We start from the raw sequence: 13412 nt of genomic DNA, 5'->3' as shown, positions 1-13412 counted from the left end.
TTTCTTAGTCTTTAATGGTTCAGTGTTCCGGCATTTACAACCGGCTGTGCAGCTTCATCCGCGCAAAGCACTACCAACAAATTGCTAACCATAGCAGCTTTCTTTTCTTCATCCAGTTCAACAATCTCCTCCTCAGAAAGTTTATGAAGTGCCATCTTTACCATAGAAACCGCTCCTTCCACAATTTTTTCACGCGCCGTAATAATGGCTGAAGCCTGCTGACGGCGGAGCATCACAGCTGCTATCTCAGGAGCATAAGCCAGATAATTGATACGGGCTTCTATCACCTCCATACCTGCCATAGCCAAACGCTCATTCAATTTTTGCTCTAACTGTTCATTGATTTCTTCTCCGCCAGAACGAAGCGTCAATTCCTCCGTATTAGCCTCGTTATCATCGTATGCATATTGTCCTGCCACTTGCCGTAAAGCAGCATCACTCTGTATCTTCACGAAATTTTCAAAAGCATTCATACGATTGGCAACCGCATTACCGATACTAATCTGATTGGCGTTACCTGTCGATGAAGCCGATGCCGCCATTGTTTGCGAATCAATCTCAAACATCGCTTTATAGGTATCTTTCAATTTCCAGACCAATACCAAACCAATCAATATAGGATTGCCTATTTTATCATTAACTTTAATAGGTTCTACATCCAGATTTCGCGCACGCAACGACAATTTTTTCTTATCAAGAAATGGATTAACCCAGAAAAAACCAGTTTCCTTAAACGTACCTTTATACTTTCCGAAAAACACCATAGTCCGAGCTTCATTCGGTTCCAACTGCATATAACCCGCAAAAAGAATAAACCATACAACAGTTAAGAACACAGAAAGTACAAGTGTAGGAATACTTGTGATAAAACCGAAAATTATCACAGCTGTAAGTACCACCAGATGGAGAAATAAAGCTAAAAAGCCATTTATCTTAAAACCTTTGAAATCCAATTCTTTTGCTTCCATATCACATAAATTTAATTGATATCATTTCAATATCACAAATATATTATTTTATTTAAGTCTGCCATCAAGGGGAGGTATATATTTAATTAATATTAAGAGTATGTTTTTTTGCATTTTTATCAACAAGCTAAAATAAATTTAGAGATATATACCTATATGAGGTATTTTATCACTGTTTGACAGCGATAGCCAACTGGTTCAATGCCTGCTGTAATACCGAACGCGGACAACCTACATTCAACCGCATAAAGCCTTTGCCGGGTTTACCGAACATGGTACCGTCGTTCAAAGCAAGATGGGCTTTTTCAGAAAAAAGCCTTGTCAGTTCGTCTTGTGACAAACCTAATGCACGGCAATCCAGAAAAATGAGATAAGATGCTTGCGGACGTATCATACTGATACCCGGAACATGTTCTTTTAAGTAATTCTCGGTAAAATTGATATTGTCTTTCAGATAATCAAGCAGCTGTGACAACCACTCTTCACCCTGCATATAAGCAGCGGCAGTTCCGATATATGCCAGCAAATGGCCTTCACAGAACTCTCCGGCTTCCATAAATTGCTGGAAACGATGCCGAATATCGGTATTGATGGTTATGGCATAGGAACTGCCCAGCCCCGGCATGTTAAAAGCCTTGCTAGGCGCCATGAAAGTTAAAGAGTTTTGTGCTGCATTCTCCGAAACTGTGGCAAAAGGATGATGTTTATAAGGTGGAAGAGTCAGATCGGCATGTATCTCATCCGAAATAACCAGCGTACCGCTCTCTTTACAGATATCGGCTATTCGTTGCAATTCTTCTACAGTCCACACACGGCCACCTGGATTATGGGGATTACAGAGAATAAGTACTTTACAACCTTGAATATCCCGACTGAAACGTTCGAAATCAATTTGATATTGACCGTCGCACAAGTCAAGCGGAGAATACACGACTTCACGCCCCAAGCGCTCGGTAACCAGAAAAAAAGGATGATATACCGGAGTCATAACCATGACTTTGTCTCCCGGATTGGTGAAACATTGCAGAGCAAAAGCTTGTCCACGAACTATACCGGGTACAAAAGTCAACATTTCATGGGTAATTTCCCATTGATGACGTTTGTACAGCCAGTTACAGATGGAGGTATACCACTCTTCGCAAGCGAAAGTATACCCCAACACTTCATGCTCGAGCCGCTTGCGCAAGGCATCCATTACGAAAGGAGGAGTACGAAAGTCCATATCAGCCACCCACATGGCAAGCAAATCATCACGTCCCCAAACATTTTTCGCTCCGTCCCACTTCACTGAGTCAGTGCCGCGACGTTCTATCAGTTCATCAAAATTATACTTCATAATCAGTTTATTTTTATCATCAGAGATTACAAGAGTCAACATAAATAAGATGAGAGAAAATATAAGTTAATCTACGTAATCTGTGGTTGAGTTAATTATATCGGGAAAAATATAAAGACCGCTACATCCCATAAAGAATGCGAAAGTATGATGGCAGCAAAGCGATTTGGGAAAAAGCGGTAAAGTGCTCCCCATACCACACCGGCCACCAATGCCGCCATAACCAGCATAAAGTTACAAGAACCGGCATGTACCAAAGCATACAAAGTGGTTGCCACCATGAAGCCCTTGTTAGGGTTCCAACGCTCGGAAAGAGTACGTTGTACATAGCCACGCCAGAATATTTCTTCGGCAGGTCCTATCAAAAACAACATCAATGCGGTCAGTAGCCAGGGAGACTCCCCTTCTTTCATCCCGTAAATCAGGTTTACCTGAGGACGTGCAAAATCGAATATCCAGGTAGAAACTTTATCTCCTATCCAGAACACGCACCACAAAGCAATGGCAACGCCAAAGCCCAACAGAATGTTCGACAGGCTCCACTTTACATCTCGCCACCAGCCACGAGAGAACAAAGTAGCGAATATAGACAAGGTGAGTGCCGAACCGGTCATCATCCACCAGAAATTGACAAATGGGGCAGTCCAGGGCGAGAACATAACCGTCCACAACACAGCTGCCAAAAAGATGGTAAAAACTAATTTATTCATGACAACAAAGCAGCTAAAACAAATGATAAAGCGAATATCAGACTGAACAACAATTGAAGTTTAGCCGTCATCTCATCCAAATTGGCAATGACAGAAAACCCTTTCTTGGAATACTGCGACATGACACGTACATTACCGATAGCGGGTATCAAAGCCAGTAAAACCAGAAGCGTCCACAAGGGGAAAGTCCCGGAAGCGACACAACCTGCCACCCATCCGAAGGGGAACAGGATTTCGGCACAATACAGGAACACGGATACTTTACCTCCCAATCGCATGGCTAAGGTACTGATATTTGCACGAGCATCGGTGTACATATCACGCGTATTGTTGGCATGAAGAATAGCTACCGTAATCAACCCCACGGGAATGGCTATCCAGAGTACATCCCAATTGATAGCCAGAGTGGCAACATATACCGTACCTAATGTAGGAAGCAAGGCATACGCCATAAAAATAACCACATCGCCCAGTGCATTATACTTCAAAGGAGGATAAAGAAGAGAACATGCCACTCCTCCAAGGCCTATCCACAACAAAGGAAGTCCAGTACGAAACATCAGCATGACACCAGCAACTACAGCAACCGCCAACAACCCCAATGCCAACCGGTAGATTTCTTTCGGGAGAAACATTTCAGCAGTGAGGGTTTTAGCACCGAATGTATCCCGGGCATCGACACCTCGCTTATGGTCGAAATAGTCACTCCATGTATTTCCTGCAGCATGAAAGATTATGATATTCAGCAAAGCCCAAATACCGTTTGTCCAATCGATGTTTTCTTTCATACAGAACAAATATGCCAAAGTCACTATTACCGGCATTGCCGATGCGGGAAACGACCATGGGCGGACGGCTATCAACCAATCTTTAAAAGAATGTTTCTTCATTATAATCCTAAAATTAATGTTTTTTCTAAAACCGAAATTATCATTTATTTGCTTGCAAAAGTACGAAATATCTTCGCTTTTTAAGTACTTTTGCACACAAGTAATTAAAGAGACACTTATGATAAAAGCCTTGTTTTTTGACATTGATGGCACTTTGGTAAGCTTCGAAACCCATAAAATACCGGTTTCTACGATTGAAGCTTTGACTGCCGCCAAAGCCAAAGGTATACAGATATTCATTTCGACCGGACGCCCCGGAACTATCATTAACAATCTCTCTGTACTGCAAGATCGCGGACTAATAGATGGTTACATCACAATGAACGGTGGTTATTGTTTCGTAGATAAAGAGGTGATTTACAAAAGTACGATTCCTACTGCGGATATAGAGGTATTAATGAATTATTGTACCTCCAAAAATATTCCCTGTATTGTGGTAGGTGAACACGATATATGTGTTTGTCACCCCAATGAATTGGTAAAAAAGATTTTTCACGACTTCCTGAAGGTGGACGTGATACCTGCACGAACTCCCGAAGAAGCGTTACAAATCGGAGAAATTTTCCAGATGACACCTTTTATAACAGAAGAGGAAGAAAGAGAAATACTTCCGTCCATCCCCAATTGTGAGATAGGACGATGGTTTCCGGCTTTTGTGGACATCACAGCCAAAGGAAACACCAAACAAAAAGGTATAGATGAGATTATCTGTCACTTCGGCATTCGTTTGGAAGAAACGATGGCTTTCGGAGATGGAGGTAATGACATCAGTATGCTACGCTATGCCGGTATCGGTATTGCAATGGGAAATGCCAAAGATGACGTGAAAGCGGCAGCCGATTATGTAACGACCGGAGTGGACGATAATGGCATAGCCAATGCAATGAGACACTTTAAGATAATTGACTAATAATAGATAATCGTCAATAACATCTTTCTTGTAATTTGTAACCAGTAATTAACAAATAACTTGAGTTTCGTTCCCGATACACAGAATAAAGAGTTTCAAGACGCCTTGAACCTTATTCAATATACCCGCCAGTCTGTTTTTCTGACGGGCAAAGCAGGTACGGGAAAATCGACCTTTCTTCGTTACATTTGCGAGCATACAAAAAAGAAGCATGTGGTACTGGCGCCCACGGGTATCGCGGCTATCAATGCCGGGGGCAGTACCATGCACAGTTTTTTTAAATTTCCTTTCTATCCCCTGTTACCCGATGATCCGAATTTCAGTTTGCAACGCGGACGTATCCATGAATTTTTTAAATATACCAAACCTCATCGTAAACTGCTTGAAGAACTCGAACTTATCATCATCGATGAGATATCCATGGTGCGGGCAGATATCATTGATGCAGTAGACCGGGTACTGCGTGTTTATTCCAGAAATCTACGCGAACCTTTCGGTGGAAAACAAATACTGCTGGTGGGTGATGTTTTCCAGTTGGAGCCTGTAGTGAAAGGAGATGAACGAGAGATACTGAACCGTTTCTATCCTACTCCTTATTTCTTCTCCGCACGGGTTTTCAATCAAATAGACCTTGTTTCCATCGAGTTACAGAAAGTGTACCGACAAACGGATAAAGTATTCGTCAGTGTTCTAGACCATATCCGTAACAATACGCTTGGTTCAGCAGACCTACAATTGCTCAATACCCGCTACGGCACGCAGATAGAGCAATCGGAAGCAGATATGTATATTACCCTTGCCACTCGCCGTGACAATGTGGACTTCATTAACGATAAAAAATTAACGGAATTACCCGGCGAACCGATAACTTTCTATGGTGAAATCCAGGGAGACTTCCCAGAGAGCAGCCTTCCCACTTCCAAAGAATTAGTCCTGAAACCGGGAGCACAAATTATCTTTATCAAAAATGACTTCGACCGGCGTTGGGTAAATGGTACAATCGGAATTATCAGTGGCTTCGACCCAATAGAAGAAACCCTTTATGTCATTACCGACGATGGTAAAGAGTGTGATGTGAAACGAGAATTGTGGCGGAATATCCGATATAAATACAACGAAGAAAAAAAACAAATCGAGGAAGAGGAACTCGGGACTTTTACTCAATATCCGGTCCGGCTGGCTTGGGCTATAACAGTACATAAAAGCCAGGGACTGACCTTCAGTCGAGTGGTTATCGACTTCACCGGAGGAGTATTTGCCGGAGGGCAGACGTATGTAGCATTGAGCCGGTGTACTTCTTTGGAAGGGATACAGCTTAAAAAGCCCATCAGCCGTGCGGATGTATTTGTACGCCCTGAGATTATCAGTTTTTCCGAACGCTTTAATAACCGCCAGGCTATTGAGCGTGCCTTGAAACAGGCTCAAGCGGATGTGCAGTATGTGGCTGCTTCCAAGGCGTTTGACAACGGTGACTTTGAAACCTTCCTGAACGAATTTTTCAAGGCTATCCACTCTCGTTATGACATAGAAAAGCCTGTAATACAACGGTTCATCCGTAAAAAACTAACCATCATTAACCGATTAAAAGAAGACAATGTACGTCTGAGGCAGGAGATGGAAGAACAGCGGCAACGCCTGCAAAATTATGCACACGAATATTATCAGATGGGAAACGAATGTATCACCCAGGCACATGATGTTCGTGCCGCACTTGCCAATTATAACAAAGCATTGGAACTTTATCCCGAATATACGGATGCATGGATACGAAAAGGGATTACTTTGTTCAACGAAAAGCATTATTTAGAGGCGGAAGAGTGCCTGAACCGTGCCGTACGGCTTCGTCCTGCAGAGTTTAAAGCCGTATACAATCGTGGAAAGTTACGTCTTAAACTTGAAGAAATAGAAGGCGCTATAGCCGATTTGGATAAAGCTACGACTTTAAAACCCGAACATGCCGGTGCTCATGAACTTTTCGGCGATGCTCTGATGCAGGCTGGAAAAGAAGCGGAAGCAGCGCTACAATGGAGAGTGGCAGAGGAACTTCGTAAAAAGCGTTCCGCTAAATAAGTTTGCATGCCCTCAATAAATTTCTTCCTTATACATTTGATTACAAGAAACTTATTATCTACTTTTGTATTTTACTTTTAAAATAAAATCCCATTCTGCCATGCTTCTAAGACTTTATGAAAAGAATAATAATCCAGTAGATTTACAGCAGGTAATAGATATTCTGAATGATGGAGGTATCATCATCTATCCCACTGACACTATGTATGCCATCGGTTGCCATGGATTGAAAGAGCGTGCCATCGAACGTATTTGTCAGCTTAAGGAAATAGATCCGAAGAAAAATAATCTTTCCATTATCTGTTACGATTTGAGCAGTATCAGCGAATATGCCAAAGTAAATAACAACACTTTCAAGTTAATGAAACGTAACCTGCCCGGAGCATTTACTTTTATCCTAAACGGAACCACCCGTTTACCTAAAATATTCCGTAATCGGAAAGAAGTAGGTATACGTATGCCGGACAATCCTATTATCCAGGAAATAGCCCGGTTACTCAATGCTCCTATCATGACCACTACCCTGCCCCATGAAGAAGATGAAGACATCGAATATATCACAGATCCCGAACTGATAGATGAGAAATTCGGTAATATTGCGGATTTGGTAATTGACGGAGGAATTGGTGGGACAGAAGGTTCTACCGTAGTGGATTGTACCAACGATGAAATCGAAATAGTACGTCAAGGGAAAGGCTGGCTCGACGAAGGATAAAATTTTAATCAACAACAAAACTTTTCCGGTTTCTGCAATGTTTCTTGTCAAAAGAAACAATGAACTCTATGAATACCAAAGAGAAATACTGGAAATATTCACTAATAACTATCATCTTAGGACTGGGCCTCATCCTCTTCCGGCAAATTACTCCCTTCCTTGGCGGTTTATTGGGAGCATTGACCATTTATATCCTTGTCAGAAAGCAGATGTTTTATCTTTCCGTGAAAAAAAAGATGAAACGCAGTTTGGCCGCTACTATCATTACGGCAGAAGCTATTTTATGTTTCCTTGTCCCCTTAGCCCTGGTAGTATGGTTGGCAATTACTAATTTACAAAACATCAATCTTGATCCTCAAGTAATCATTACTCCGTTTGAAGAAGCCGCCCAAATCATAAAAGAAAAAACAGGATACAATATACTGGGTGGTGATGTCATTTCTTATATAATATCGATTCTTCCACGTATAGGTCAGACTTTAATGGGCGGTATCAGCAGTTTTGCCGTTAATATGTTCGTATTGGTATTTGTACTCTACTTCATGTTGATAGGAGGGAAAAAAATGGAACAGTACATTGACGATATTCTGCCTTTTAATGCCGCCAATACACAAAACGTAGTACGCGAGATTAACCTGATTGTACGTTCAAATGCCATCGGTATCCCTTTATTGGCTATCATACAAGGTGGGGTAGCTATGATCGGTTACTGGATATTCGGTGCTCCCAATATTCTGTTATCAGGACTTCTTACAAGTTTTGCTAGTATTGTACCAATGGTAGGTACGGCATTAATATGGATACCTATTGCCGCTTATATGGCTTTAATAGGAAATTGGCTCCAGGCTGCTGGTTTAGCTTTTTTCGGAACAATTATTATTTCACAATTGGATAATCTGATACGTTTTATTATCCAAAAGAAGATGGCAGATATCCATCCACTCATTACCATCTTCGGAGTTGTCATCGGTTTATCATTATTCGGCTTTATGGGGATTATATTCGGTCCATTACTACTTTCTCTGTTTTTTCTTTTTGTTGATATGTTCAAAAAAGAATACTTGGATGGTGGAAAATAACAAGCTTCTTGCAGACATTTCATACATCCACGTCGACTAAGAACATTTTCTTTTAGGTTCTTTTCTCTTCAAGCAAAATACCGGCAGAAAGAAAAAGATACCTATCACCGACATCACCAATCCACCAATAGTACCAGCTGCCAATGGAAACCAAAATGCCTCTTTTTCAGTACCAACCATGAAAGGAATAAATCCCAAGATAGTGGAAATAACCGTTAAGAAGATAGGTACAACCTTGGCATTCCACGCTTTGGTATAAGCACGTAATGAAGACAGACATGGAAAACGGCGCCGAATACTGTTATATTCATTGAGTATATAAATACTGGCATTCACCGTAATGCCACATAACAACACAAATGAAGCAAAACCACCCTGGTCAAAGTTCAGACGGAACCAGTAAAAAGTAAGGAATACTCCAATGTAAGACACAGGAATAACGAAGATAATAGCGAGTGGTTGCTTTAAAGAGTTGAACAATATACTGGTAGTAAAGAAAATAATGGCTATCACCACTAGCAAAAACAAATATTGCTTATTATCCTTTTTACCCCATCCCCATGAAGTACTTTGAGACTCGGCTGTATACCCCATCGGCAAAATAGAATTAAACTCTTCCAAGTCACGCTCCAAAATCTTATTTCCCATTTCATTGGAGCCAATATATTCATACTGTAGGCAAAGACGATACTGTTGCCGTTCTTTGGCTATCTCTTGCGGCATTTGTCCTTTCTCCACACTTGTCAGTTCCGAAAGTTTGTAATGTTTATCATTATCCGATCCGTATGGAAAGAACTGCATTGCCCAAATATCATATTCGTGAGATTGCCGGGAAGAAAGCCTGATCTTTTCTGTTCCCTCCTCCGTCAACACCGAACCTATTTCCATATTCTTGCCGAAGATAGGTTGTACTGCCGCAAACAACTTCTGTGCACTAACCCCTTCCTGTATCATACGTTCCTTATTCAGATTGAAATAAAACTCTTGATAGTCATCTTTCCACCACGAGAACTCCGAATTAATGAGTACTTCCTTGATGCGACGGTGCGTCAAAAGCTTCGCTTTCAATTTTTCAGCCCATTCATAAAGTTCATCATAGTTGTAACCATACATCTTTACACGATAAGAACCCGCACTCTCGCGCACATCATTGCTAAATCCTTGGTCTTGCAATCCATAAATACCCCAACTGCCACCACCCAGTTTCAATGCCTTACTTATCATGTTAGCTTTTAAAGTATAAGGAAAACCGCTATTTTGATACTCTTTCTTAAAGTAAACGGTGATACTTGCTCGTCGAGGACTATATACAGAAGTATGGAATTGCTTAATCTCCTTAAACTCACTAAGATAAGTTTCCATACGTTTTACCAATGTATTCATCTGTTCCAACGTACTTCCATTAGGCAGGTTTGCATTGGCATAGAGTACTACTTCTTCATTGCGTGTGAAATAACTGCCTTCATATACTTTCTGCACAAAAAGACGCAAGGCACCTCCCAAAACTTTGTCTACAACGGGTTTCACCGTTTCTTTATACGCGTGGGAACCGATGGTTTTATTATAGATCTCTTCCCATTTTCCCTCTCCCTGCAACTTCTCGGGAAGTAAAAAGACCGGCAAACCAAACCCCAACAATAGCAATATACAAACCGCCCATCGCCATCGGCAAAGAAAACGGATAAGCACAGTATAACAACGAGTAAAGTAAACCGGAAAACGTTTAAAAAACTTCCTGATGCCGATCATACTTTGTTTCATCTTGAATGACAAAATACTCCTTCCGCACCTTTTTGAATTCGTATGTTTCACCAATCCAATCTTCTCTATCATAGAAGGTACGAAAAACAAGGATACCAACAAAGATACAGCCAGGTTGATAATCACTACCGCCGCAAAATCCTGCAAGTTCAATCTGATTTTATCATCCAGAAAAAAGATGATGACCAATGCTCCCATAGTGGTGAGCGTAGCCGCCAATACAGACATAAAAGCTTTCAGGTTACGACGATGGAGAATATGGTCGGCCATCACAATCGTACTGTCTATCACAAGGTTCAACGAAACCGTAATACCAGCCAACGAATAGAGTTGCATCTCCAACCCGAAGAGATAATAAAAGATAAGTGCAATCGCTATGTTCACAACCAGACTGGTAACTATCAGAAAAAGATACTTCAATTTACGGGTTATCAACCACACAAATACCAATAGAATAAGTACCGTCAATCCGGTACGGAAATAGATCTTATCCAGTTCTTCCCGAATGTACTCTGTAGCATCGTAGCTCGCATGAACTTCGTATCCGGCGGGAAGAACCGTCTTGATATCTTCCATCGCCTCCATAACCTCATGGCTGAGTTGCAATTGATTGGCAGTTTCTTCAGCCGTTACAGACAAATAAATAGAATTCAATCCGTTGATACGGTAATAACTTTGAGGCGATTCTTCAATATGAGTTACAGTTACCAACTCATCCAGACGAATTACCTTTCCCGCAGTAGTAGTCACGACTATTTTAGAAGGTTCAAAACGATCTGAAACCCTGTCGGGCACTAAAGCAAGACGTATCCATTGTTCACTGCCATCTCCTGCATCCACATTATGTGTACCCAGGAACTCTTTCCGATAATATTGCTTCACAGCTTCCCTGATATCAGACAAAGTAACCCCCAGTGTACGTAACTGTTCACTATCGTACTCCAACCTCCATTCCATCGGGGTTGCCCCGCTCAGTTCCACTTTATATATACCGGCAATCTGTGCCAACCGTGGTTTGATATGCTCTTCTGCATACTGTTGTATCAATATCGGGGTCGAAGGAGCATTCAATGTAAAGGACATGAAAGGACGCACCGCATCTTTATCCGGAACTTTCATCCGGATAATTGGATAAGTGACCCCCTCAGGCAATCCGGGCCATGTCTGCCGTATTACAGTAGAGGCCTCGAAGCGGACAGCATCCACATCCGCATGTTTATCCAGTTCCACAGTAATACTGCCCGAACCGTTACCCGAGTTGGAATTCAATTTCTTCACTCCCCGTATACGTGCCAACATGGCTTCCAGTTTACTTGTCACCTCCATTTCAATAACCCGCGACGATGTTCCAGGCATACTGAAACTTACCGTAAAGCCCGGCAGGCTACGTGATGGATTCAATTTGACCGGCAAGAGCGGTATCAGAGCGATGCCCACCAAAGCCAGACAAACGAATGTAACAATGACGGTGAAAGAAGAAGCAGATTTCATGGTTTTCTCAGTTATCATAATCAAATTTTTCCGATAACGAGAACCCCGTCGCAAAATCATGCAACGTCAGTTTCCGTATTTTATAATAATACAGCCAGTAATTCTTCAAAGCTGAGATATAATTACGCTGTGCTTCCTGTTGACGGTTTAAAGAAAGAGTAAGACTATTGATATCCGCTTTACCGATAATAAAACGTTGACGCGTTTCATTATAAGCCAACACAGAAAGGTCGAGCGCTTCTTCGGCACTTGCCACCATACTCTGTTGGACATTGAAATCGGAAACAGTCATTATCACTTCCTCTTCAATACTGATTTCACTTTGGCGGGCAGAAGTTTTCACCACATTAAGACTGTTACGCGCCATGTTATATTTTCCTTTCCGCACTCCCCAGTCTATCAATGGTATAGAGACACTGACAGATACCATTTCCTGCTGCATGGGATGTTGATATGCCCCACCCAGTTTCTCTGCAACTTGATTGAATCCTACACTCGCATTGATACTGGCATTGAACCGGGATTCTTTTTGGGTCTTATCCACTTTTTGTTCAGCTTCCAGAACATTCTGCCGGAGTTCAAGAAAATCCGGATTGTTGGATTGTGCAGCCATCAAAGCCTCATCTACCGGAATAGTCAGGGCTTGCGGACGACCGGGAAGTTTTACTTTTATCTCCGTATTCTTTTCCAGATTTAAGAAAGAAGCCAATGAAAACATAGCACGTTTCAAAGAACTGGTCGCATTCTGCAAAGTATTACGTGCATTCACCACATCAAGCTTCAAAGTCAACAAATCTGCCCGGCTGATAGAAGCTATCTTCAAACGTTGCATTCCGATACGGTAAAGAGTATCGGTAGATATCGCATTTTCTTTTGCCAGATCATATTCCGCCTGCGCCATGGCAAGCGCAAAGAAATAAGTGGTAGCTTGCTCGGATACCTGTTCTGCATTATAGATATATTCTTTCTTGACTTTTTCGTACTTCAAAGGCTCAATCTTACGTTCCCAACGGAAAGGATTGTACCCCACCAAGTTCTGCGAATACCCCAAACGTACCGGAACACTTGTAAATTGAGTATATTTATTACTGCCGAAACTCCGCATATACCCCAGTTCCGTATCCAGATAGAACGTACCTCCCGTCAAGTCAAAGTTCTGCCGGATAGCCAGATTACCATATGCATAGAAAGACTGTTGGCTACGATACACATCCAAGTCCTGTTCCGAGTCATAACGTTTGGTGATATCACGGTTATACTGTGCCGGAGTCATGTTCAACGTCAGGCTGGGTAAGCGATTTGCCTTATAGGTACGGTATTCCCAATAACCGGACAAATACATGTTTTTGGTACGGAATGCTTCCAATGAGCTGTCGTTCGCCATAGAAATAGTCTGCTGCAAATCCAGTGTTATCCGACGTTGAGCAGAACAATAAAGTGAACATAAACTCAATAGAAGTATAAAATTCAGTTTTTTCATAT

Annotated in this window: 10 protein-coding genes; 4 read left to right on the top strand and 6 right to left on the bottom strand. The window is 41.7% G+C overall.

The window, feature by feature from the left end:
- Positions 1–11 precede the first annotated feature (11 nt).
- The 4 genes from C1A09_RS12300 to C1A09_RS12285 form a co-directional block, all read right to left on the bottom strand.
- Positions 12–968 carry an SPFH domain-containing protein gene (locus C1A09_RS12300; protein WP_101544630.1) on the bottom strand — a complete coding sequence of 319 codons (957 nt, stop codon included), beginning with the start codon at positions 966–968 and terminating at the stop codon, positions 12–14.
- 169 nt (positions 969–1137) lie between these two features.
- The gene (locus tag C1A09_RS12295) at positions 1138–2304 is read right to left on the bottom strand and encodes a MalY/PatB family protein (protein ID WP_101544823.1); all 1167 of its coding nucleotides are present in this window, start codon (positions 2302–2304) and stop codon (positions 1138–1140) included.
- Positions 2305–2399: 95 nt separating this feature from the next.
- A complete protein-coding gene (locus tag C1A09_RS12290) occupies positions 2400–3014 on the bottom strand; it encodes a CPBP family intramembrane glutamic endopeptidase (protein ID WP_101544627.1) in 615 nt (204 codons plus the stop codon).
- Complete coding sequence (locus tag C1A09_RS12285; protein ID WP_101544624.1) at positions 3011–3904, bottom strand: prenyltransferase; 894 nt, start codon at positions 3902–3904, stop codon at positions 3011–3013. The genes C1A09_RS12290 and C1A09_RS12285 overlap by 4 nt, the downstream gene beginning before the upstream one ends.
- Before the next feature lie 118 nt (positions 3905–4022).
- Between C1A09_RS12285 and C1A09_RS12280 the strand changes: the two genes are divergently transcribed.
- The 4 genes from C1A09_RS12280 (at position 4023) to C1A09_RS12265 (ending at position 8678) form a co-directional block, all read left to right on the top strand.
- The gene (locus tag C1A09_RS12280; RefSeq protein ID WP_101544620.1) at positions 4023–4814 is read left to right on the top strand and encodes a Cof-type HAD-IIB family hydrolase; all 792 of its coding nucleotides are present in this window, start codon (positions 4023–4025) and stop codon (positions 4812–4814) included.
- 60 nt (positions 4815–4874) lie between these two features.
- Positions 4875–6884, top strand: coding sequence for an AAA family ATPase (locus C1A09_RS12275; RefSeq protein WP_101544618.1), 2010 nt, complete (start codon positions 4875–4877; stop codon positions 6882–6884).
- A gap of 100 nt (positions 6885–6984) precedes the next feature.
- Positions 6985–7599 (top strand): L-threonylcarbamoyladenylate synthase, encoded by a 615-nt coding sequence (locus C1A09_RS12270; protein WP_101544615.1) that lies wholly within the window; start codon positions 6985–6987, stop codon positions 7597–7599.
- A gap of 68 nt (positions 7600–7667) precedes the next feature.
- Entirely contained in the window at positions 7668–8678 is a 1011-nt protein-coding gene (locus tag C1A09_RS12265) for an AI-2E family transporter (RefSeq protein ID WP_101544820.1), read from the top strand.
- A 36-nt stretch (positions 8679–8714) separates the two neighbouring features.
- Here the strand turns inward: C1A09_RS12265 and C1A09_RS12260 are convergent, their stop codons facing one another.
- Entirely contained in the window at positions 8715–11930 is a 3216-nt protein-coding gene (locus C1A09_RS12260; protein ID WP_101544818.1) for an efflux RND transporter permease subunit, read from the bottom strand.
- Positions 11931–11937: 7 nt separating this feature from the next.
- The gene (locus C1A09_RS12255) at positions 11938–13410 is read right to left on the bottom strand and encodes a TolC family protein (RefSeq protein WP_101544612.1); all 1473 of its coding nucleotides are present in this window, start codon (positions 13408–13410) and stop codon (positions 11938–11940) included.
- Between the last annotated feature and the right edge of the window lie 2 nt (positions 13411–13412).

This window comes from Bacteroides cutis (genome assembly GCF_900241005.1).
Lineage (GTDB): Bacteria > Bacteroidota > Bacteroidia > Bacteroidales > Bacteroidaceae > Bacteroides > Bacteroides cutis.
Note: the sequence above shows the minus strand (reverse complement) of the source record. Positions and strands in the feature narration are given on the sequence as shown.